The 21,065-nt window shown below is 50.7% G+C and carries 16 protein-coding genes; 4 read left to right on the top strand and 12 right to left on the bottom strand.

The features are described 5' to 3' along the window. Positions 1 to 72 precede the first annotated feature (72 nt). On the top strand, positions 73 to 951 hold the full coding sequence (locus P8J86_01285; protein ID MDG2053319.1) for an outer membrane lipoprotein carrier protein LolA: 879 nt from the start codon (positions 73 to 75) through the stop codon (positions 949 to 951). Then, positions 948 to 3,662, top strand: coding sequence for a tetratricopeptide repeat protein (locus tag P8J86_01280; protein MDG2053318.1), 2,715 nt, complete (start codon positions 948 to 950; stop codon positions 3,660 to 3,662). The genes P8J86_01285 and P8J86_01280 overlap by 4 nt, the downstream gene beginning before the upstream one ends. 75 nt (positions 3,663 to 3,737) lie before the next feature. On the opposite strand, the gene P8J86_01275 is transcribed toward P8J86_01280, so the two are convergent. The 3 genes from P8J86_01275 to P8J86_01265 form a co-directional block, all read right to left on the bottom strand. Continuing rightward, positions 3,738 to 4,553 (bottom strand): SDR family NAD(P)-dependent oxidoreductase, encoded by an 816-nt coding sequence (locus tag P8J86_01275; protein ID MDG2053317.1) that lies wholly within the window; start codon positions 4,551 to 4,553, stop codon positions 3,738 to 3,740. Positions 4,554 to 4,561: 8 nt separating this feature from the next. Next, a complete protein-coding gene (locus P8J86_01270; protein MDG2053316.1) occupies positions 4,562 to 6,232 on the bottom strand; it encodes an acyl-CoA carboxylase subunit beta in 1,671 nt (556 codons plus the stop codon). Positions 6,233 to 6,707: 475 nt separating this feature from the next. After that, on the bottom strand, positions 6,708 to 9,404 hold the full coding sequence (locus P8J86_01265; protein MDG2053315.1) for a DNA translocase FtsK: 2,697 nt from the start codon (positions 9,402 to 9,404) through the stop codon (positions 6,708 to 6,710). A 133-nt stretch (positions 9,405 to 9,537) separates the two neighbouring features. Here P8J86_01265 and P8J86_01260 point away from each other — a divergent pair, with 133 nt between their 5' ends. After that, the gene (locus P8J86_01260) at positions 9,538 to 10,335 is read left to right on the top strand and encodes a hypothetical protein (protein ID MDG2053314.1); all 798 of its coding nucleotides are present in this window, start codon (positions 9,538 to 9,540) and stop codon (positions 10,333 to 10,335) included. On the opposite strand, the gene P8J86_01255 is transcribed toward P8J86_01260, so the two are convergent. Then, on the bottom strand, positions 10,332 to 11,162 hold the full coding sequence (locus P8J86_01255; GenBank protein MDG2053313.1) for an MBL fold metallo-hydrolase: 831 nt from the start codon (positions 11,160 to 11,162) through the stop codon (positions 10,332 to 10,334). The genes P8J86_01260 and P8J86_01255 overlap by 4 nt on opposite strands. A 27-nt stretch (positions 11,163 to 11,189) precedes the next feature. Further along, complete coding sequence (gene lpxA, locus P8J86_01250) at positions 11,190 to 12,014, bottom strand: acyl-ACP--UDP-N-acetylglucosamine O-acyltransferase (protein MDG2053312.1); 825 nt, start codon at positions 12,012 to 12,014, stop codon at positions 11,190 to 11,192. Between the two features lie 132 nt (positions 12,015 to 12,146). Here lpxA and lipB point away from each other — a divergent pair, with 132 nt between their 5' ends. Continuing rightward, positions 12,147 to 12,878 (top strand): lipoyl(octanoyl) transferase LipB, encoded by a 732-nt coding sequence (lipB, locus tag P8J86_01245; protein MDG2053311.1) that lies wholly within the window; start codon positions 12,147 to 12,149, stop codon positions 12,876 to 12,878. Between the two features lie 28 nt (positions 12,879 to 12,906). On the opposite strand, the gene P8J86_01240 is transcribed toward lipB, so the two are convergent. The 7 genes from P8J86_01240 to panC form a co-directional block, all read right to left on the bottom strand. Continuing rightward, positions 12,907 to 13,674, bottom strand: a complete 768-nt coding sequence (locus P8J86_01240; protein MDG2053310.1) for an OmpH family outer membrane protein — start codon at positions 13,672 to 13,674, stop codon at positions 12,907 to 12,909. A 2-nt stretch (positions 13,675 to 13,676) separates the two neighbouring features. Beyond that, positions 13,677 to 15,482: a translation elongation factor 4 gene (gene lepA, locus P8J86_01235; protein ID MDG2053309.1), complete on the bottom strand. Its 1,806-nt coding sequence runs from the start codon at positions 15,480 to 15,482 to the stop codon at positions 13,677 to 13,679. Positions 15,483 to 15,777: 295 nt separating this feature from the next. Then, entirely contained in the window at positions 15,778 to 16,458 is a 681-nt protein-coding gene (locus P8J86_01230; GenBank protein MDG2053308.1) for a hypothetical protein, read from the bottom strand. Between the two features lie 90 nt (positions 16,459 to 16,548). Beyond that, positions 16,549 to 18,111 carry a 30S ribosomal protein S12 methylthiotransferase RimO gene (rimO, locus tag P8J86_01225; GenBank protein ID MDG2053307.1) on the bottom strand — a complete coding sequence of 521 codons (1,563 nt, stop codon included), beginning with the start codon at positions 18,109 to 18,111 and terminating at the stop codon, positions 16,549 to 16,551. A gap of 74 nt (positions 18,112 to 18,185) precedes the next feature. Then, complete coding sequence (nadD, locus tag P8J86_01220; protein ID MDG2053306.1) at positions 18,186 to 18,809, bottom strand: nicotinate (nicotinamide) nucleotide adenylyltransferase; 624 nt, start codon at positions 18,807 to 18,809, stop codon at positions 18,186 to 18,188. Further along, positions 18,806 to 20,179: a hypothetical protein gene (locus P8J86_01215; GenBank protein ID MDG2053305.1), complete on the bottom strand. Its 1,374-nt coding sequence runs from the start codon at positions 20,177 to 20,179 to the stop codon at positions 18,806 to 18,808. The genes nadD and P8J86_01215 overlap by 4 nt, the downstream gene beginning before the upstream one ends. Before the next feature lie 26 nt (positions 20,180 to 20,205). After that, positions 20,206 to 21,039 carry a pantoate--beta-alanine ligase gene (gene panC, locus P8J86_01210; GenBank protein MDG2053304.1) on the bottom strand — a complete coding sequence of 278 codons (834 nt, stop codon included), beginning with the start codon at positions 21,037 to 21,039 and terminating at the stop codon, positions 20,206 to 20,208. Positions 21,040 to 21,065: the final 26 nt, after the last annotated feature.

The following is a 21,065-nucleotide window of genomic DNA, read 5'->3' as shown; positions in this document are numbered from 1 at the left end:
GTCTTTTTATCGTGCTAGGCTTCTTAGGAGGGCTTGTCAGAAAGTGACTGGTTTGGCTAGGCGAGAATCATCATGCTTCACATGATTATCATCATCTTATTGTTCTTCTCTCTCTGGCGAGCGCCGCTTGAGCCATTCTCTGATGTGGTCCAAACCAGTGCGCCCATCACTGAATCTGATGAACTTCATCCACCGACATCGCAGCCCGCAGTTGAAACAACGACTGACACAAGTCATGAAGATGGTGTCATTGACATTCTTAATACGTTGGAGGCCAAAGGCGCACAGCTCAACGGCTTTACGGCCGATGTCACTTATGCAAAAGAGGACGAGTTACTTGGTCGGCGGGAGATTCGACGTGGCGAAGTTCTGTATATGAAGGATGGGGACAACCGCCAGTTCGCTATTTTGTTTGACACGGTCATTATTAATCGTCGTAAAGAAAATCAGCTCCGCCATTATGTTTTTGATGGCCAGTGGCTTGCCGAAGTGGATCATGCGAACAAACAATTCATCAAACAACAAATTGTTGCTCCGGGACAGACGCTTGATCCATTACGGATTGGTGAAGGTCCCATTCCACTTCCAATAGGCCAGCGTCGTGAGGATGTCTTAAGGCGTTTTCAGGTGCAGCGCATTCCGTTGCCTACAGAAGGGCCACTTCTATCATTGGCAAATGAGAAAGCGCTGACTGGTCTTCGTCTCACTTCAAAGCCCCACACACCTGAAGCAGAAGACTTTACATATATCGATCTCTTCTACGATCTGAAGACAGGGCTACCGCATGGTATTTATATGGTCGCTAGCAATGGTGACACAAAGACGGTGCGACTCACTGAGTTAATCGCTAATCCAGATTTCGATGACCAACAGCGAGCAAAGCTACAAATTGAAACGCCTGATTCTTCTGAATGGTCAATTGATGTTCGACCTTGGAAAGGTGACGCATGAATTGTCGGTGGTTAACAGAGAGTTTTAGAACCACTCTATTGCTAAGTGCCTTCTGTTGGGTTCAGGTGACATTCGCTCAACAGTCATCGCTGGTGCCCACCACACCTTTGTTGTCGCCAGTTGTTGCTACTGCTATGGAGCAACCATGGCTGACAGAGCCAGAGCAACGTCAAATGCGTCTCTTTCATGGTGTATGGGATGAGCGAGATCTTGTGACAGCAGAAGATCGTGCGTTTGCAGCGCTCATGCTCTGGAAACTAGACGACCCGTTGTTCAAAGATCCGCGCGCGAGCAAGGAGTTGCGCGCAGAGGCACATCTTTATCGCGGTGATCCTAAGGCCGCCCTATCAGTTTTGGTTGGTTCAAATTCTGTTACGGCGCTGCGGCAAAGTGCAGAGGCCCATGAGCGCCTTGGTAAATTTAATCTTGCTAGAGAACAAGCAGAGGCTGCCGTTGCACAAGTTAATGAAATGGATCATCCGACCGCTCAGGATCTGACCGAACATGTGCGAGCGTCTCGTTTGCTTCAGCGTATTAACGATGAGCCGACAAACCGATTCCAATCCATGATGAAGCGAATTGGTCAAGTCCACCAACAAGTGGATCGACTCTATTGGCCAGCAAAACTTGTAGAAGCAGAAATTCTATTTGAGAAAGGTAAGGTTCAAGAATCAATCGCCGCACTGCATGAGGTGATTGCATTGAATCCCCGTAGTTCAGAGGCATGGTATTTATTGGGCCTGGTTGCGCTGGAAAACATGTTGTTCGATGAAGCGCAGCATGCGGCAGATATTCTTGACGCTATTGAACCCGGGCATCCTAAAGCGATGATACTTCGGACTGAGACAAGTTTGCGAAGAGATGATCCTGAAGGTGCGCTCCAGATGGCCAAGTCAATGAGCGAGCTTTGGCCCGATCTCATGGAGCCGCGTATTCAAACTGCGGCAGCCTACGCACTTCTGTACGATCGAGATGCTGCAGATCAAGAGCTTGCCATTGCCGATGCGATGGCGCCGGGAAGTCCCCAGGCATTCTTTGAGGTAGGGCGGCATCTGCTTAGGAACCATCAATATGAAGCGGCAGTGGCGTATCTAGCTGAAGCTCGGAAGCGTCGCCCAAACTGGGCAGCGCCAGTCATTGAGTTGTCACGCATCGCGCTCCAGACCGGTCGAGCTGATGAGGCGTTGGTTATTTTGGAGCAAGCGACCCGGCTCGACCCGTTTCATGTTGCGGCGGCGAACTATCGCTTCTTACTCGAAGAGCTCGCGGAATATGAAACGATTGAAACCGAGCACTTTGTCATACGTTATAAGCCGGGCGTCGATGAAGTATTGGTGGCAATGATGCCAGAGGTCATGGAGCAGATTTATGAGAATGTCACCAAGCCATTTGATTTTGAACCGCGTGGTAAGACATACCTAGAGGTCATGCCAGACCACCAGCGGTTTTCTGTCCGGGTGGTTGGTATGCCAGATGTGCACACGATTGCGGCTTGCACGGGACCTGTTATTGCAATGGAAGTGCCTCGTTCAGGCCGACCTTCGCAACACCGTGGCACCTTTGATTGGCCACGCGTCCTTCAGCATGAGTTTACGCATACGGTCAATTTGGCGCAGTCGAATAATCGTGTGCCACGCTGGCTGACGGAGGGCGCTGCAGTGCATATGGAGGGCGCTGGGCGTACATACGAACGAAATGTCATGTTGGCCAATGCGTTGCAAACAGGCGATCTGTTTAAGATGGATGAGATTGACTGGGCTTTTATTCGACCAAAAAAACCAAGTGATATTGGGCAGGCATACTCCCAAGGTAACTGGATGGTCGAGTTCATCATCAAGCAATGGGGTATGCCTGTGCTCGTTGACTTGCTCGATCGGATGCAAAAAGGGGATCGGCCAGAAGCCGCCTTCTTGGGCGCGCTGGGCATGAGCCAGGAAACCTTTTTTGAGCGCTTTGTCATGTGGGCTCAGGGTGAGGTCGAGGCATGGGGCTTAGCGGCAGAGCCAAGCATACAGTCACTTGTGGATCAAGCGATCGATCGCGATCCGAAACTCTCTAAAATCGCGCAAGCTCAGTCACAGGAGCGCCTGAACCAAATTGCTCGAATGGTCGCCGGTGAAGTGGGTCGCCCCGGTAGTCCTGGGCGCGAGCCAATCGAAGCGCGTCAATGGCCAGCCCCACCGACAGGCATGATCCCAATCAGTGATGAATGGTTAGATGATTGGATTGGGACTCATCCAACACATCCCGATTTAGTTGAGATGAAGATGCTGCGTCTTCTGGAGCGAGAAGAAGTCACCGATGAGCAGCGCATCGAGTGGCTTGAGAGATATGTTGCTTTGCGTCCGATTGATCCAGCACCGAGACGTCGCTTGATTAAGTTGTTGGGGGCTGACGGTCTCGATGAGCAAGCTCGATTACATCTTGAATTTCTTGATCATGTCGAAGCAAATTCGCCGGTCTATGCGGTGCAGCTGGCGGAGAGTTACCGGCAATCAGGCGATCTTGATCGTGCGCTTTCAAAAATGACCCGGGCGGTAGAAATTCATCCATATCATGCACCATATCGTGAGCTTGCAGCAGCGATTGCAGTTGAGGCAGAGGCGCTCTCTCAAGCGCATCGCCATATTGTTGCTTTGACAATCCTAGAGCCAGGCCGGCCTTTACATAAAAAACGGCTTGAAGCTATTGATGCACTCTTGGAAAAGTAAGAGAAAATGGATTGTGATTGACCAGCGGAGAAGCTCCATGTTTGGTCATTTCAGAAGCAATCTGGCGTCTTGTATTTAGCGCGTGCCGCTTCTGGATAAAATAAAATCTGCGAGACGGGGGCTGAGCGTGAACATTGCCGCCGTCAAACGAACAGTAAAGCTCGTCCAGACTTCTGGTCGCGGTGAGCGTAAACATTTAACGATGGCTCGAGCAACACGCTCTGGCTTTTGAATAAAAATTTTTGGCGTATGAGTCGGCAGCATGTGCTGAGGACCATCCAAACCACGCTTCGTAGCGGCGGTTGAAAAAAAAGAGGTGGCTGTGGTAATAGGCAACACGCTTGAAACGTAGATGTTGTGGCTTTTGAGTTCCATGCCCATCGCACGGCTGAAATGATTTTGGGCGGACTTTGCGGCGGAATAGGCACCATGCCCAGGAATTGTGAATTTAGCTAAGCAACTCGAGTTTGTGATCAGGTGTCCTGATTTGTTGTCGGCAATGAGTCGCTTGGCTGCCTGAATGTTGAGATCTACTGAAGAGAAGAAGTTGATTTCAAAGTGTCTGCGGATTTCTTCAGTACTCATGCTGTTGAGTGGTTGATCGAGCCCAATTCCGGCATTGGCAAAGACGGCGTAGAACCCATCAAAAGAATGTTCCGCAGTATCAAGAAGTTGCTCTGAAAAATTGCTGTCAGTGACGTCACCAACCACAATCTCTGCGCGTTGACCAAGTGATCGGATTTGCTTGGCAACATTCTCCAGTCGCACTTCATGGCGGCCGTTGAGTAGCACTGGCATGCCTGCGCTCGCGCATGCAAGTGCAGTGGCAGCGCCTATTCCTGAGCTTGCACCAGTGATAATAATAGCCTTATCAGTTAGCGATATGCTCATGGCTTTGTCTACGTTTGTAATACGCCTGTTCGAAATGGTTTGGAAGTATCACATCCTACTGATACTGCGAGCGCAAATTCCAATTCATCTCGTGTGTGATGTGGTTCAATGATTCGATCAATCCAGCCGCGCGCAGCACCATAGCGAATGTCTTGCTGTTCAGTGTAAGAGGCGGTAATGCCATCAAGCAAAGTCTGTCGCATCTCATGGTCAATTTCCTCACCACGACGTTCACGCGCCGAAAGATCGATCTGCAGCAGCGTGTGAGCTGCCTGGCTAGCGCCCATGACAGCGCACCGCGTGCCAGGCCAGGCCATAGAAAGTAGTGGGTCAAAGGCACGCCCACACATGGCGTAATTGCCAGCGCCGTAACTCGCGCCGGTAATCAAAGAGATTTTAGGAACAACACAGTTACTCATTGCATTGACAAGTTTGGCTCCTGAACGAATGATGCCAGCCTGTTCAGAGTCTCGCCCCACCATAAAGCCGGTGGTGTCATGAATGAAGATGATTGGAATCCGTTTTTGATTGCAATCCATAATGAAGCGAGCTGCTTTGTCAGCAGATTCGGTGTAGATCACGGCAGGCATGTTGACAGAGGTTGAAGGACCTGACGCACCACCCGGCATTTTCTTTGTTGTTAATTTTCTTTGGTTGGCCACAATGCCACAAGGGCGTCCGCCGATACGGGTGTATCCGCAGACCATAGAGGCACCAAAGTTAACCTTGTATTCATCGAAGCTTTCATCATCGACAATGCACTCGAGAATATCGCGAACGTCATATTGTTCGTGTGACTCAGATTTAAAGATCTTGTAGACATCTTTGGCGCTTCGTTTAGGAGCAACTGGTTCAAAAAGCGGATCGCCAAGTGGAGGTGTTGAGAGATCGGCATGGACAAGGCTACGAAGTCTTTTGAGGCAGGCTTCATCATCCGGCTCTTCAAAATCGATCGTCCCTGAAATCTCCGCATGCATCGATGCGCCACCGAGCTCTTCGCTGCCAACTTCCTGCCCAATGGCCGCCTTGACGAGTGCTGGACCAGCAAGATAGAGGCCGCTGCCTTTTGTCATAAGAAGGGTGTCGCATAAGACCGGTAGATACCCGCCACCTGCAACGCAGTTGCCCATAATTGCGGCGAGTTGAGGAATCCCTTGCGCTGAGATCACCGCGTTGTTACGGAAAATGCGACCGAAGTCATCCGTATCTGGGAACACATCTTCTTGAAGCGGTAAAAAAACGCCAGCTGAATCAACGAGGTATAGAAGTGGTAAGCGTGCCATTTCAGCAATAGACTGAGCACGGATAATCTTTTTACAGGTCATTGGGAAGAAGGCGCCCGCCTTCACCGTGGCATCATTGGCCACAATCATGCAGAGGCGGCCACCAACAGGTGCAATGACCGTGATCACGCCTGCAGCAGGCACACCACCAAATTCCTGATACATCTTCCAAGCCGAATAGAGGCCACATTCATAGCGAGGGAGCCCGGCATCGATCAGCTGCTCTAATCTCTCACGAGCGGTCATGCGGCCATGTTTATGTTGACGGTCGATTCCTCGGGTGCCGCCGCCTTGATAGATCTCTTGAGCAGTAGCCACGTGTGCTTCGGTTGCTGCTTCGAGGGAGGTGGCTGGAGAGGTGGAGTCACTGGAAGGTTGGTCTGTAGGTTGGCTCATAGGAACCACCAGCATACACCCCCCCTCGGCATGTGCGGCATGAGGGCCCCTGGCACCAAAAAAAAGGCAGCCCTGACGTGAAGTCAGGGCTGCTGTTTCATAAGGGGGTTGCACAACGGCATGCCCCGTCGGGATGCACCGTTACCTGTGCAACCTCCTTGTACATTCAGACTCTAGATTCACTGAATCACCTCCTTTCAAAAAAGAAGTCTCCTCAGCCGTCACGCTTGCGACAAAAACTGCCACAGGCGCCGCCGAGCTCCTTTTCCCCTCGGCGTCCCAAGGGGCACATCGCCCAGGCCCATCTTTTTTGGAGGCCTGGTCGTCGCTTGAGCCTCAAGCCTTTTATGCGGTTTTCGCATAGCCGGACTTGTTGTCAGTAGCGAAGCTGACCTATTCAGTATCGCTATGAATGAGCCACTGGCAACAAAATTTTTTGAAGTACAGGATTCTGCGTCGTTGGCTGGTCTAGAGCCTAGCCTCTGAACTCATCCGCATATTCATCAGGCACAGTGGCCATGGCGGCCTCATCATCGCCTTCACCAAAGCATGGTCCCAAGTCATCCTCTTCTTCGGTGTGACCCGCTTCGATGGCCTGCATGTGTTGCCACTCGTCCATAGTGATGAGTACCTCACGCGCTTTCGATCCCTTGTGATCACTAAGGATGCCTGCCTGGCCCATTTGGTCGACGAGTCGAGAAGCGCGGCTGTATCCAATCGCAAGGCGTCGTTGTAGTAAGGAGACTGATCCGCGGCCTGATTCAATAATGATTTGGACAGCTTCATCGAACAAACCATCGCGATGATCAATGCCGGTTGTTTCAACATCAGCTTGGCCAGGCTTGATTGCAATCAGGCTTCGTTCAAAGTTTGGCGTGGCGACTGACTTAACAAACTTTGTGACTTTTCGGATTTCGGCGTCATCAACGAGTGTTGCTTGAGCGCGGCGCAGCTCTGTCGACTGTGGCGTAACGAAGAGCATATCACCCTGCCCTAATAGGAGTTCGGCGCCCTTTTGGTCAAGGACAATGCGTGAGTCTTGATTACTTGAGACTTTAAAGCTGACTCGGCATGGCATGTTGGATTTGATCAAACCAGTGACCACATTGGCTTGAGGTCGCTGTGTTGCCAAGATCAGATGGATGCCAACAGCTCTGGCTTTTTGTGCAATACGGACAATGGCCTGTTCGACTTCTTTATGGGTCAAGATGAGATCTGCAAGCTCGTCAATGACAAACACAATGAAGGGTAGCTTTTTAGGTATGAGCGCCCGTTCTTTATCGTTTGCGGGTTCCATCGCTTCGTAGAGCTCTTCGTCGGTGAGCTTGTTGTAACCTGCGAGGTCACGCACTTTGGTCTTCCGGAAGAGATCGTATCGCTCCTCCATCTTCTTGACGGCCCATTCAACAATGCCAGCTGCTCGAGACATCTCGGTGACAACCGGGCACATGAGGTGGGGGATATCACTAAATTGGCTGAGCTCAACCATCTTTGGATCGACAAGAATGAGCTTCAATTCATCTGGGCGTTTGGTGTAAAGCCAGCTCATTAAGATTGAGTTCATGCACACACTCTTGCCTGATCCGGTGGTGCCAGCGATGAGCATATGGGGCATCTGGGTCAGATCGGCGACGAGTGCATCGCCAGCCGCATCCTTCCCTAAGAACATGGGTAAATTCATGCCCTCAGCGGCCTTACTATTCATCAGTTCTTTGAGGCGCACCTTCTCGCGTTTGAGATTGGGCACTTCAATTCCAACAGTCGTCTTGCCGACCATATTTGCAACAATGCGGATATTCTGCGCTCGAACACTACGAGCCAGGTCGCTTGAGACCTCACTGAGCTTCCGTACCTTCGTGCCTGGAGCGAGCTGAACAGAATAGAGCGAAACTGAGGGTCCAGACTCAATGCCAACGACCTCACCATCAATGTTGTAGGTACGAAGCGCTTCTTCAAGTTGCTGAGCCTGTTTGCGGACGAGTGTTTCCTGCTTTTTGGAATAACCAGTTTCGGCTTCTTCTAAAAGCTTGAGTTCAGGGAATTTATAACCTTCGAAGTTCTCTTCTCGTGGGATATCTTTGTCTTTCACTACGGTCTTGGCTGAAGAGCCAATTCGCAATGGCAGTTTTGAGATTTTTTCGCGAAGTTGAGCAGCAGTGAGACGGCGACGAGCCGGTGTGGAGTCTTCTTCTTCTTCTTCTTCTTCTTCTTCTTCTTCCTCGTATTCGTACTCTTCTTCGCCTTCTTCACCTTCTTCGGCATCGCCATCTTCATATTCGTCTTCGTATTCGTACTCTTCTTCGCCTTCTTCGCCTTCTTCTTCATCACCGTCTTCATATTCGTCGACGTATTCGATTTCCTCGCCGTCTTCGAGTTCTACTCCGGAATGTCGCCCAACACCGGCGATTTCAAGTTGATCTACGCGGGCAATACGGTACGGGAACCATGCGAACAGACGTTCCAGCAAACTGTCCTCGGAAGGACGCGGCTTGCGTGCCTTGGCCTTCTTTTTCTTGGGTTTTTGGTCAGTACGCTGCATCCATCCAGGTCGCTCGAGTTCACGTAATTGACTTGCGGCTCGAAAGCCTCTGCCCATCAAACTCATCAATCGGAAAACCACTTGGTCAGCGGCGATCAGTAAACCGACGGCCAGCGCCACCAGAATGATGAGTCCACTACCGAAGCGACTAAAACGCGGAGCGAGTTCAGAAACGATGAAGTAGGGGACAAGGCCCGCAGGAGAACCAGCCATGGGACCGGTTTCTGGGAAGAGTAATTGGTGAAAACATGAGACCGTAATAGCCGTTAATGCGACGCCCAGGCCACGAAGTGCGATGTGGTCAAGGGTCCTTCCCGATACACAGATGCCAAGCCAGGTGCCTGTTGCCAGCAGGATGACCCATACACCAATGCCAAGCAGGTAGTAACTCCAATAGGCCACATAGGCACCAATTGGGCCGCAAAGATTGGTAATTTCTAGGCTATGAACGGCGACCGTATGGCTCGGAGGGTCGGCGGGATTAAAGCTCGCAAGGGAGACAAAGAAGAACGTCCAGATTGCTGCAGTCACAATCCATACAATTCGGCTGCCAATCGTTGGTGGAAGTACCTCAGAAGCGTTCTGAGCCTTCTTCCCGTTGCGGCCTTTAGCTGTTGCACGTTTAGTGGTCATGGGAAGGTGGTATCGGCATCCTCACTCAACCAATCGCAGGAAATGCGTGGCACAAAGCAGCTCTCTATCGAATAACAGCTGCTATGGTGATTATCGGGCCTTGATTTGATAGTGGAGTCTGATTGATATGGAAATGAACCAACGCGCTCTTACCTGGACTGGCCTGCTTGCACAGTGGACGCAGGCTGCCCAGGCATCACTGGCAATCCCAGAGGAGCATGATGGCCCGGCCTGGCGTCGCAGCATGGCGCCACTGATCACATTGCAAGCGGTGACCTTCGCCCTTAATGAGTTGGGAGATCTTCCTGTTGAGGAAAGGCCAGTTGCTCGTGACCGTGCAGCAATGTTGATCGATGAGTCACTTGATTTGGTCGAAGCGGTTTGGGGGTCGATTGATCAGGCTGCTCCAGATTCTGTTCGTAGCATCGTAGATTCGGCTGAAACGGCATTGGTAGATTCGCAGTATGCAGGACTGGTAGAGCTTTGGTGGCCAGGGCCTGATCGATACATCATTCCAGCAATCGACCTTTCATTTATTGCAGCACCATGTGATGTTGGTTGTGTTGCGGTCATGGCACCTGGCACCATCGTGCTACCGGGAGAGCCAGTGGCATGGTGGATTGACCGTGAAGAGTCTTATCTTTGTGGCTTGCTGAAAGGTTGCATGGTTATGACAGGCCGACGTCCTCATCAGGTCTATCGCAGTTTCGATGCTGATGGTGCGGTGCTCGGGGATCAGGTCCTTGACCTTGAATCTCCAAGTCCTTCAGCATTCCCACTTATTGTTCCGTTACTGGGTTGGGGAGAGCCAATAGGGCATTTCCCATTGGATGCTGAGCAGTGGCATGCGCAGCAGGCTCAGGGCATGGGGGGCGACATTCCTGTGCAGTGCTCAGAAGAGGTGGGCCCGGCCTCAGCCAATGGCAATTAAAAAAGCTCTGCCATGGCCACTGGTGGGCCGAGCTGAAGCAATTCAGTCGGCGCGTGCTGGTCAGCAATAGTAAGCCGGGCATGAAGATCGGGCGCCTGTTGTTGCCATAATCTACTCACCACCTCGGGGCAGTTGCATTGCCTACTCAAGTGAATCAGTACCACATGATCTAAGTTTGAGCGGGCGGCGATACGTGTAATTGCATCAAGCGCTTCTGCATTAGACAAGTGGCCATGGCCACTCATCACACGCTGCTTAACGAAAGCAGGGCGATCGGCTGCACGCTGCATGTCGGGATCGTAGTTCGATTCAAGGGCGATCGCGTCGAGATCAACAAAGTGCTCGAGTAACTCATTAGGAACATGGCCAAGATCTGTGGCAAAGCCCAATCTTTTGCTGTGGGCTTCGATGACAAATCCAATAGTACCTGTCGTATCGTGAGCGAGTTGTACTGGCCTGATCTTGATTATTGACTCTAATTTGATCTCTTCTTCATAAGAGACAATCGTTTCTGCGGCAAGGATCCGTGATGCGGCGCTTGCATGGATCTGATGGATGTGTACAGGAATCTGGTGAGCCTGAAGCGTGTTCCGCCAGACTGGACGCAGGTGATCTTGGTCGAGGTGGGTGAGAATGACGGCATCAATTTGATCGATGCTCACCCCGTGACCTTCTAAACGCAAACGTGTTTGTTTAAGGGATAGTCCTAGGTCAATGAGCAAATTAAATGGCCGTCGGTCTGGTTGGCCGTTGTCCTGATTTGATATTGATACAAGCGTGGAATTGCCTGCGGATCCGCTTCCAAGCACACTGAGATGAATCGACATCCTTGTCTCCGATCTCTGGCCAGGCGTTTAATCTGGCGATTCAGTGGGTTCGTACCGTGAACCCTTTCGCTTATCGACCATTGGTGCATAACCACGTCGAGAAGTTTCAATGAATTCAATGTACTCCGTAACGATCGGATGTTCATCGCGTTCTTTAAGTGTCTTGACAACATTCGTCTTTGACAATTTTTGTCGATAAAGAATGTTGAATACCTCACGGACGACGCGAATGTCTTGGACTGACATGCCCATTCGACGCATACCAATGCGATTGATTCCTGTAATGACGCGGGGCACATTACTGCTAAAGAAAGGCGGGAGATCTTGGCTGAAGCTGAGGCACGCGCCGACCATCGAGCCGCGCCCGATACGGCAGAACTGATGAATGCCAATGAGTCCACCCAGAACCGCCTTGTCATCTACCCAGCAATGACCAGCAAGATGAGCAGAGCCAGCGATTGTGATGTGGTTACCTAATCTCACATCATGAGCGATGTGAGCTTGCTCCATGAGGTAGTTATGGTTTCCGACTGTGGACGGATGCTCAGAATCAGTGGCGCGATGAATTGAAACGTGTTCACGGAACGTATTACTGTCACCAATAACAAGACCACTACCGAGTTCTGCACAGTCAAAACTGTAGTCTTGTGGTGCAAAGCCTAAGCACACCCCCGGATAGATCAGGTTGTTTTTGCCAATCGTGCACGGCCCATGGATATGAACTCCACTGATCAGCTTGGTGCCGGCGCCAATGGTGATTGGTCCGATCAGATGGCAGAAGGGGCCTACCGTTACGTCATCAGCGAATTGGACATCGCCTTCGATGATCGAGCTTGTATGGATATTGGTCATGATCGAATCCCAAATCGCCTGGCTGAGAGCTGAGAGAGCTACAGTATTGATCAGAGAATATAGTCTTGAACGATCATTCGATCCTCACGAACTGAACTGAATGCTTAGAAAACGCCATTAGAGAGCTTGTCAGTGCCAAATAATGATTTCAATCAGCCGATGGCCAAACAGGTGCAGGTCCAGGATCTTGGACAGATGTCCTACGCCGCCGCATTTAAGAGACAGCAAGAAGCTCAGGCTCAGGTTATTGAGGCCAGGGGCACGAGTGCAGTGAGTCAGCCCACACTATTCCTTGTGGAGCACAATCCGCCAGTGATCACAATGACCCGCCGTCCCGGCGTGGCGGATCATCTCACCGCATTGCCACAGCAACTGGCGTCCGCTGGTGTCGAAGTTGTTGAGACGAATCGTGGCGGTGATATTACCTATCACGGACCCGGCCAGCTGGTTGGCTATGTCATTATTGATCTGAACCTGTTGAAATTCAGAATTGACTCATACATGCGATGGCTGGAATCAATTGTGATCGCCACACTCAAGACGTATGGCATTGCTGGTCAGCGAGATACATGCGCGACTGGTGTATGGATTCCAAATCAGCAAGACGGGCCTGATGCCAAGATATGTGCCATGGGTGTTCGAGTATCACGTTGGGTATCAATGCATGGCTTGGCACTCAACGTAACAACTGATCTGAGTCACTTTGATTTTATCGTGCCTTGTGGGCTTGCAGGTCGGCCAGTGACGTCGTTAAAGCAACAGTTGGGTGATTCATGTCCCACGATTGATCAAGTGAAGAATGAATTCGTGAAGTGTTTTTTAGAGGCGTACGAGATTCGAAAGGCTGAGGTTGGTAGCCAGTAAAAAACCAAAATGTTCCACGCGGTCAACCTCAGTCCTGATCAATGCCTAGTTCATTCATGACATCTTCGGTGATCTCTAGATCTTCAGGGTAGACCAGCGCGCTTCGCAGTCGAATCTGTAGCATGGTGGCATCAATATCCTTGCCAAGAATTTCGTCTTCAGGTGGGATGGTGCGAAGAACGATATCGATTTTTTTGCGTTCTGCGACGATTTGCACAGCGCTAATGAGTTCTTGATAAGCCGTGGACAAATGGCCGGATTCCAATTGGTTGCGTTTGGCCATCATGAGTCGTAACCACTCTTGCCGTTCTTGGTTCTTCGCTCTTCCTTGGGTCATGATCTCCCGTCCTTCAGGACTCTCTGGATCAACGCCATCTATCTGTTCAGCCAGTGATTCGAGCTGCTCTTGATACTCAGCTTCGCCCTCTTTAATTTCATCTTGGAACTGTTCACGTTCTTCCTGGAACTGCGTAGATGACAGAAGCGGGTTCAGCACGCGGCCAACATTAATGAAGCCAACGCTATACGCCTTCTGATAGATGTTTGTGCCCCAGGACAGTCGATCGTCAAGGCTTGAAAGAACGACTTCCTTGTCATCGTTGACGAGTGTCAGGCTCGATGCAGGACCAAGTGAGGGCGCTTGTTTCGCGGGGGAATCTTCTTGCTTTGACGTGGCCGCCAGGAGAATAGCGTTGCCAGCGACCGAAGCCCCTAGTAGAAAGAAAAGGAGCGCATAGGCTTTTGTCTTCATGTTGTCTCCGGTCCCAGTTCGCTGCGGCAGGCGAAGCTGGTTCATCTCTATTCTTGTTCGAGTACGGAAAGAAAAGCTTCCTGAGGGATGTCAACTGAGCCAACAGTTTTCATTCGCCTCTTTCCTCGCTTCTGCTTTTCTAATAATTTTCGTTTTCGTGAAATGTCTCCACCATAGCACTTGGCAGTGACATTCTTTCGGACGGATTTAATAGTTTCTCGAGCGATGATCTTGCCACCAATGCCGGCTTGTAAGGGGATCTCAAATTGATGGCGAGAAATTTGCTTTTTAAGCTTAATGAGAATGTTGCGGCTGCGAGCTTCTGCATTCGAGCGGTGTGAAATAAAGCTCAGTGCTTCAACGATTTGGTCATTGACGATGATGTGGACTTTGACGAGCCTCTCAGCGCGAAAATCAACAATCTCATAGTCCATGGTTCCATAGCCGCGGGTGATCGACTTTAGTTTGTCATAGAAGTCGTAAATGATTTCTGCCAACGGCAATTCATAATCAAGGATTTGGCGCGTGTCGGAAAGATAGGTTTGTGATTTGAATAAACCCCTGCGTGTGTCACACAGTTTCATAAGATCGCCAATATTCTCATTTGGACAAATGATTTCTAGTTTGACGATTGGTTCCCGAATCTCCGCAATTTGAGAGGGATCGGGTAATTCAGCTGGGTTATGAATCTCTATCAACTCACCGGTTGTGCTGAGCACTTCATAGCCAACGGTTGGTGCGGTTTGCACAATCTCGACGCCGCCCTCGCGTTCAAGTCTTTCTTGAACAATTTCCATGTGAAGCAAGCCAAGAAAGCCGCACCGAAAGCCGAATCCGAGGGCTTCGGAGTGCTGGGCAGCATACGTAAAGCTGACATCATTGATATGTAATCGCTCGATCGCGTCACGGAGGGTTTCGTAGTCACCCTTTTTTCCGGATTCAGCGCCACTGGTGGCAGGGTAAAAGTCACAAAAGACCATTTGCTTTGGCTCTTCATAGCCTGGCAATGGTTCTGGAGCGGGATCGCTTTCAATGGTAATCGTGTCACCAATGCGAACATCAGCGATGGTCTTAATGGCAGCAACCATGTAGCCAACTTGGCCATGCTTCAGTTCTTTGACTTTTGTTGGTTCAGGCGTGTATCGCCCAAGTTCGGTGATGTTGTAAGTCCGACCGGTACCAATCATTCGAATTCGATCACCAATCTTGAGCGATCCATCGAATACGCGGAAGTAGACAACCACGCCGCGATAGTCGTCGTAATGGCAATCAAAGATGAGCGCTCGTGTTTGCTTGACCGCCTCATCTCGAGGCTTGGGTACACGCAAGCAGATCGCTTTAAGAAGATCTTCAATTCCCTGACCTGACTTAGCTGAGCACAAAAGACAGTCTTCAGCCGGCAGCCCGAGAACATGTTCAATCTCCATTGCGACCCGAGTAGGGTCTGCAGCTGGTAGATCTATTTTGTTAATGACTGGAATGAGGTCGACATCACTTTCAACGGCCAAGAAGGCATTTGCCACCGTCTGCGCCTCAACGCCTTGGGTTGAATCAACGACAAGAATCGCGCCTTCGCAAGCAGTCAGCGCTCGCGATACCTCATAGGTAAAGTCAACATGGCCTGGTGTATCAATAAAGTTGAGCTCATACTCTTCACCATCAACCACGTGATGAACGGTGACGGCCGATGCTTTGATGGTGATTCCACGCTCTCTTTCCAAATCCATGGTGTCGAGCATCTGGGCACGTGCCTGGCGTTGTGAAATAGCACTCGTGGCCTGGAGAAGACGATCGGCAAGGGTGCTTTTGCCGTGGTCGATGTGGGCGATGATGGAAAAGTTACGTATTGGCACGCGATCACAGTTTGGAAGAGGGTTTCAGGAGTGTCAGTCAATTTGTACGAGCAGCAGAGTGTAGCGACCTGATTGGGTCGCTACGCATCGAAGCAGCACAGTAATATAAGGTTCTGTCCGTCAAGGAGCGCTACTTGTCAGGCGAATGGTCATTAATCATACAGGAGACCTCACTCTATGGAGTTTCTTCTCCGTCTCTCCGGCCTCTTTTACATCTGTAATGAGCGCTGTCGTGAGAAGAATGATGGTGAAGCTGTTGATCGTGAAAACAACATCGCTTGAGGTGGGCAGGGCCTTATTCTGAGGCGGGAAAATAGATGACTGATTCTGACCAAAGCTCAATCGTGTCATCAGAATCTGATTGCTGACGTATCTCAAATGACAATTCGTCTACGCCTTGTGGGTCTGGGAAGAGATTCACAACACCATCTTCAAGTGTCCAAACACCTCCGTGCCCAACCTCGCTCATGGCTTGGCTCGAATTTGGAACTGGCCGATAGACATATCTCTGATCGCTACGAAGATCGAGGGTTCCAGCAGCACTTCTCCACTGAGTCGCAAGTTCTTTTATGCCAGCCGCGTTTTGTGGATCCCAACGCGAGAACGTTGCATAGTCGGGGATTTTTAATGTTACATTTTCTCCGTCACGAGCAATGGTAATTCGCTGTCGCATGCTTGTCGGGGTGTTGTAGGGAGAAAGAAAAAGCGTTGCGTATGTCTTTTGCGACCAACGGCCATTAGACAGTGGTCTCGCGTATCTATTTGTGTCAGCAAACAATTGATATTGAGAATTGTCTTCGAGTCGAAGTACTTGAGTGCCGTTATACCACCAGCCAATTAATGGCACTTCATGGGTTGGATCGAGTGTCAGTTCCGGTGCGTAGTCAGTGGGTGGTGTTGTCTGACAACCAATCAGTGAAAATGCGAAGAGAGATCCCGCAAGCAAGAGACAGCAGCTTAATGGAAAGTTTTGCATGATCTATTTAACCCACGAATAGTGGTTAAGACGAATATAAGGTGCAAAATGATTCTGAATATGTCTGGAGCTTGCTGATGGATTGATCTTTCAGCTGAGAAGCGGCAGTGCAATGTCCGGGCTGAGATCATCAGTAGGCCGTGCGATGAGATCGTACCCATCTGAGCCGACAATTGTCGCTCGTACGAGTGACCCGGCGGGTAATTCTTCTCGGGAGAGGACGCAAGTGGAAGAATCAACCTGTGGAGCTTGGTGATAGCATCGCCCAGTGCTCATGAACTGAGGGTCGGCCGCCGCTTTTTGTCCATCGAGTTCAATTGCTTGGCTTGGCGTATCAATGAGTACATCAAACTGGCATTCTTCCTGTGCCAGAAATTCAGCATTTTCAAATGCAATCTCTTGCTGAATGAGCATTAACTCTGCTTCTCGCGCCTCTTTGATTTCATCAGGCACATGGAGCTTTGGATCAAGATCCATGGTCCCTGCAGGCGTTCCTGGTTCACGCGAGTACTTAAAAACGCCGAGCATATCGAACTGGAACTCACGCACGAAATCACAGAGCGATTCATGGTCGGCTTCTGTTTCACCGGGGAAGCCAGTGATTAGTGTCGTGCGAATAGCTAAGCCATCAATGCGTTCGCGCAGCTTGTTCATCAATGTCAGTTGATCATCGGCAGAAATACGCCTCCGCATCGCAGTCAGCATTGAATCAGTTGAATGTTGGAGAGGTATATCAATGTACTTAACAATGTTTGGGAAGTGCGCGATTGCATCAATCATGCTATCGGTAAAGAAACTGGGGTACGCATACATCAGGCGCATCCAGCCGCCGCCAAATTCAGTTGCCACTTCGTCAAGCGTGCGAAGAAGACCAATCAGGCCCTCAGCTTGGGGGTGATCGAGGTTGTCGTATCCAATATCCATGCCATAGCTGGTGGTATCTTGGCCAATTAGATTGAGCTCAAAGGCGCCATCTTGCATGAGACGGCGAGCTTCATCGGCAATTCTGTTAAGTGGTTTCGATCTCATTTTGCCACGGATCGATGGAATCGTACAAAACGCGCAGCCTTGGTTGCAGCCTTCGCTAATTCGAAGATAGGCCCAGTGGCGTGGTGTGAGTCGACGGCGTTGAGATTCATCTTCGAAATAGCCAATGCCTTTTCCATCTTTGCCGTGCACAGTGAGGCCGACAGTGGACATTCCGCGTGCCTTTGCGGCTTGTAATGCGTTGCCTGCAATCCAGTAGGGCGGCTCTTGTTCAGTGAGCGTTTCTCTCTCCGTGTCCGGTGCTGTGACAGCTTCTAGAATGTGATCTCGATCGAACACACCGAGCAACGCATCAATGTCTGGCGCCCACTCCAGTAACCGAGCTCGATGTCGTTGTACCAGGCAGCCTGTTACGACCACGCGCTGGATCTTGCCTTCTTTTTTTCGTTCGATGGCCTGGTTAATGACGTCAAGCGATTCTTGCTTGGAAGCTTCAAGAAATCCACACGTGTTGATGATGACCGCATCAGCATTTGCTTCTGCATCGACGAGCTCAAAGCCAGCTTCAGTCAGCGTGCCGAGCATCTGCTCAGAGTCGATCGTATTCTTTGGGCAGCCAAGGCTCACAAAGGCAATCGAGCGCGGTTTTAGTGTGGGCATGGTCATGAGGACCATGCATCATACACCGCCCGCTACCGTTGGCTTGATTTCATTTGGGCTTTGGAGGCCCTAATCAGGCCCTATTTATCAGCATAGAGGCCGTGTGCATCGATGTATTGGCGAACCTCTGGGGTAAGCGAATCTGGGGGAAGTGTGGCCCTCTCATGCTCATCACGAAGTTCAGTGGCACTGAGGTCAATGAGATCCAGGGGGATAATCCAGGAACGCCATGTTGAGAGCTCCTCTGGAGTGGAAAATTTGGAAATCGCGTCGAGTAAGGCATCCCTTGAGTGTGGAGGGCGAAGCATGATGAGCGGTGGGGCAATTTCTAAGATCTGCCGCCAGTCACGCCAGTGATTAAAAGCCATGGCTTGATCGGCACCAATCAGAAGCCTCAGATCAACATCACCTGCGTAGTGATGACGAAGTGCTTCAAGCGTGTTGATCGTGAAGCTTGGGCCCTCGCGGGAAAGTTCAATTTCACAAATCTCAGCTTTTGGAATATCCGCAGTTGCTAAACGAAGCATCGCTAATCGATGGTGGGCCGGTGTCGGGGGCGTTTCGCTTTTGAATGGACTCAACGCTGCAATAACGTACAAGATAGTCTCGGCCTCAACTGACTCTGCAATCAAGGGCGGCAACTGTGTGTGGGCACGGTGAGGCGGGTCGAACGTACCACCAAAGACAATAACTGTTCGCTTCATTGGAAATTTGAGTCCATGGATTGTTTAGGGCTTCGGCTTGATAAAGGGACCTGGGTCTCTATCCAGTCAACAATCCAATCGATATGCCAACCAAGAGAAGCCAGTACGCCGACATGGTTGAGATTACTCTCTAATCGATCGGGGCGGCCGAGTAGTTCCCATAGAAGCTCGCCGTATTCTGAGGGGACCGCATCATCGTTTGAAGACTGGATGACGAGCAAGGGCGTCTCTCGGAGAACTTGGGAAGTCCTCCATGGATCGAGATGGGATTCAATGAGGTAGTCATTTTCAACAGAATCTGGATACTCAATGCGGGTGATATTGCCCATTAATAGAGTGGCGAGTTCATATTGACTCTCTTTAATCAAACCAAACAAATTGGCGCCCCCCGTAACGATGACCGCGGCATCAACGCCACCAATTCTAGCGACCATAGGTGGGGCCATGAGTGCGCCGAGGCTAATGGCCAGCAAGATGCGTGGATGCTGCGGTACATCCGGCCTGTACTCTGCCAGATACGCGAGCGCAGCTTCGACCGCATAAGCCGTGACAGCGAGGCGGTCATCATGGGCGCGTGCAACGAGCGCCCCAATTTCGTCGAGCTGAATCTGGCGGTATGTCGATCTGTTTTTATTTTCAAACTCAGTTGCAAACCAAGCTGGGCCGTCTTCAAAATCATATCTCTCAACAACTGGTGTAGGCATATTTGCCAGTGCGATGCCCAGGCTGATACTTGGGACGATCAAGACGTGCCATCCACGTTCTCTTAGCGCCTCAGCGCCACCAATAAAGTGTCGCGTGGCACCATAGCCATTAAGAAAGATAGCTAAGCCAAGACTCGGTTTGTCTGGTGGCGGATCGAGTAAGTAAAGCGAGGGCACCAGTATTTCGTCAGTATCGATTGCCTCAATTTTTCCATCTGCAAAGTCTTGCCATATTTGAAGTGAGGCTTGTGCATCAGCTTCGCCTAACCATTCATGAAATTCCATTCGCGTGCCGTTGACGATGTCGCTTGGTGTCCAAGTCGTCATCCGAATCACGCCTTGTCCAGCAGGAACGGCGTTGCTGTATTCCAAAGCATGGTCATGTTCTAGTGCATCGTGTGTTTCACCGAGCAGTATGGTGGTGAGGGCGTCATTTGGCTTAATTTTGATAACAGCAGAACGGTTCATGGCATCAGCAATCTGCCGATTCATAGCGGTATAGCGCGTGGGCCAGATTGTTTCATTAGGCTCGTACTTCCCAGGCGCATTCGTCAGGCGTTGTTCAGAGGCCACGCGATGGGTCATGCAGCCAGCCATGGCGAAGGTGAGCGTGCCCAAAATCATGAAGGCCAATGGATGGGAGTGAGCTCGAAGAAGGTTCAACATATGACTCCTAAGTGGGGATCAAATTATCAGGCCGAACCGAAGTCTGTCGCCAGATTGTCGATGAGTCGTACATGTCCAAGATGAGCTGCGACGAGCGCACGACTTGGTTGTTGGTGGCTGGTGATTGGTTGTAGCGTGGTTGCATCGCGAACCACGGCGTAATCGATATGGAGTGCATGTTCTAGGAGGATTTGAGTCATTCGCGATTCAGCTTCTGCAGCCGTCTCAGCAGCACTTGCAGCTTGAAGTGCAGTCACGAGCCCAAGTGCACGGGGACGTTCTGATGTAGTTAGTAGTTGGTTGCGGCTACTCATGGCGAGACCGTCAGGCTCTCGAATGGTTGGGTGGCCTTCAACGACTAAACCCGGCCAGCGTTTTGATTCTCGTTCAACCATCTCGGTGATCACGCGTAGTTGTTGATAGTCTTTCTCGCCCAACAGCAGGCGCTGAGGTTGACAGAGGTCAACCAGGCGGGCGACCACTTGGGCAACACCAGCAAAGTGTTCTGGTCTGTGAAGATCTTCAAGTTGCGGTGTCATGGCAACTGGCGGGAGCGGTGGCTGCCAGATTTGATGATCTGTGGGGTAGACCATCTCGACGGAGGGGGTAAAGGCAGCAGCAATCCCGAGTGGTCTTAGCTGTTCAAGGTCGTGTTCAAGCGTCCGGGGATAATTGAGAAGATCGTTTTGATTGCCGAACTGGGTGGGATTCACAAAGATAGTGACAACGATCGGGCCCGACCATTCACGGGCAGCAGCTCGCACAAGCGACAAGTGTCCTTCATGGAGCGCTCCCATTGTTGGGATCAGGGCGCACCCCTTCCAATTCGAAAGTTGGCCAGAATCTTGCACAATCTGCATAGAAAACTTTCCACACGTTTCCACTA

Source organism: Phycisphaerales bacterium, assembly GCA_029268515.1.
In the GTDB taxonomy this organism is placed as follows: Bacteria; Planctomycetota; Phycisphaerae; order Phycisphaerales; family SM1A02; genus JAQWNP01.
This window is presented reverse-complemented; position numbering and strand designations above follow the sequence as displayed.

Coding starts and splice junctions, on each gene's coding strand:
- P8J86_01285 (MDG2053319.1), top strand. CDS start 73: ATGCTTCACATGATTATCATCATCTTATTGTTCTTCTCTCTCTGGCGA.
- P8J86_01280 (MDG2053318.1), top strand. CDS start 948: ATGAATTGTCGGTGGTTAACAGAGAGTTTTAGAACCACTCTATTGCTA.
- P8J86_01275 (MDG2053317.1), bottom strand. CDS start 4,553: ATGAGCATATCGCTAACTGATAAGGCTATTATTATCACTGGTGCAAGC.
- P8J86_01270 (MDG2053316.1), bottom strand. CDS start 6,232: ATGAGCCAACCTACAGACCAACCTTCCAGTGACTCCACCTCTCCAGCC.
- P8J86_01265 (MDG2053315.1), bottom strand. CDS start 9,404: ATGACCACTAAACGTGCAACAGCTAAAGGCCGCAACGGGAAGAAGGCT.
- P8J86_01260 (MDG2053314.1), top strand. CDS start 9,538: ATGAACCAACGCGCTCTTACCTGGACTGGCCTGCTTGCACAGTGGACG.
- P8J86_01255 (MDG2053313.1), bottom strand. CDS start 11,162: ATGTCGATTCATCTCAGTGTGCTTGGAAGCGGATCCGCAGGCAATTCC.
- lpxA (MDG2053312.1), bottom strand. CDS start 12,014: ATGACCAATATCCATACAAGCTCGATCATCGAAGGCGATGTCCAATTC.
- P8J86_01240 (MDG2053310.1), bottom strand. CDS start 13,674: ATGAACCAGCTTCGCCTGCCGCAGCGAACTGGGACCGGAGACAACATG.
- P8J86_01230 (MDG2053308.1), bottom strand. CDS start 16,458: ATGCAAAACTTTCCATTAAGCTGCTGTCTCTTGCTTGCGGGATCTCTC.
- rimO (MDG2053307.1), bottom strand. CDS start 18,111: ATGACCATGCCCACACTAAAACCGCGCTCGATTGCCTTTGTGAGCCTT.
- nadD (MDG2053306.1), bottom strand. CDS start 18,809: ATGAAGCGAACAGTTATTGTCTTTGGTGGTACGTTCGACCCGCCTCAC.
- P8J86_01215 (MDG2053305.1), bottom strand. CDS start 20,179: ATGTTGAACCTTCTTCGAGCTCACTCCCATCCATTGGCCTTCATGATT.
- panC (MDG2053304.1), bottom strand. CDS start 21,039: ATGCAGATTGTGCAAGATTCTGGCCAACTTTCGAATTGGAAGGGGTGC.